The organism is Rossellomorea vietnamensis (genome assembly GCF_001305855.1).
In the GTDB taxonomy this organism is placed as follows: Bacteria; Bacillota; Bacilli; order Bacillales; family Bacillaceae_B; genus Rossellomorea; species Rossellomorea vietnamensis_A.
In genome coordinates this window covers 1-644 of sequence record NZ_LIXZ01000073.1, presented here as the reverse complement: position 1 = coordinate 644, position 644 = coordinate 1, and the positions used below count along the sequence as shown (strand labels likewise).

Here is a 644-nt window from a genome sequence, read left to right as displayed (position 1 = left end):
GGACAGCGGCAGCGGGCGGTCGGCTCAGTCGCGGACCAGCGTCGCCAGGCGTGCGCCGGTCAGCCGGAGCAGGTCGGACGGGGCCAGGCGGATCTCGAGGCCGCGGCGGCCGCCGCTGACGTGGATCGCCGGCAGGGCCTCGGCGCTGGCATCCAGGAAGGTGGCCAGGCGGCGCTTCTGGCCCAGCGGGCTGATGCCGCCCACCACATAGCCGGTGGCTCGCTGGGCCTCCTCGGCCTCGGCCATCTGCGCCTTGCGGGCGCCGGCGGCGCGCGCCAGGGCCTTGAGGTCGAGCTTGCGTGATACCGGCACGATGGCCACTGCCAGGCGGCCGTCGTCGAGCCTGGCCAGCAGCGTCTTGAATACCTCGTCCGGCGACAGGCCCAGTGTCCGGGCGGCCTCTTCGCCGTAGGCGGGGCTGCGCGGATCGTGCTCGTATTCGGCCAGGGCGAAGTCGACCCCGGCCTTCTCCAGCTGCTTGACGGCGGGAGTCATGCCTCGGCGGGCTCCTCGTGGAAGTGCGCCTCCAGGGCCTCGCGCAGCTCGCCCTCGATGGGGATGGCCTGCTTGGTCTCGTGGTCGAAGTGCACCATCACGGTGTGCCCCAGGTTGGTGAGCTGGCCGCCCTGGCGCGCCTCCTGGCT

General features: G+C 73.1%; 1 protein-coding gene. It reads right to left on the bottom strand.

Features of this window, described 5'->3' with window-relative positions; translation table 11 throughout:
- Positions 1-24: 24 nt before the first annotated feature.
- The gene (gene ybaK, locus AM506_RS23565; protein ID WP_054575592.1) at positions 25-495 is read right to left on the bottom strand and encodes a Cys-tRNA(Pro) deacylase; all 471 of its coding nucleotides are present in this window, start codon (positions 493-495) and stop codon (positions 25-27) included.
- Positions 496-644 lie beyond the last annotated feature (149 nt).

What these genes read in the sequence shown, in the direction of transcription:
- ybaK (WP_054575592.1), bottom strand. Translation starts at nt 495, where the DNA reads ATGACTCCCGCCGTCAAGCAGCTGGAGAAGGCCGGGGTCGACTTCGCC.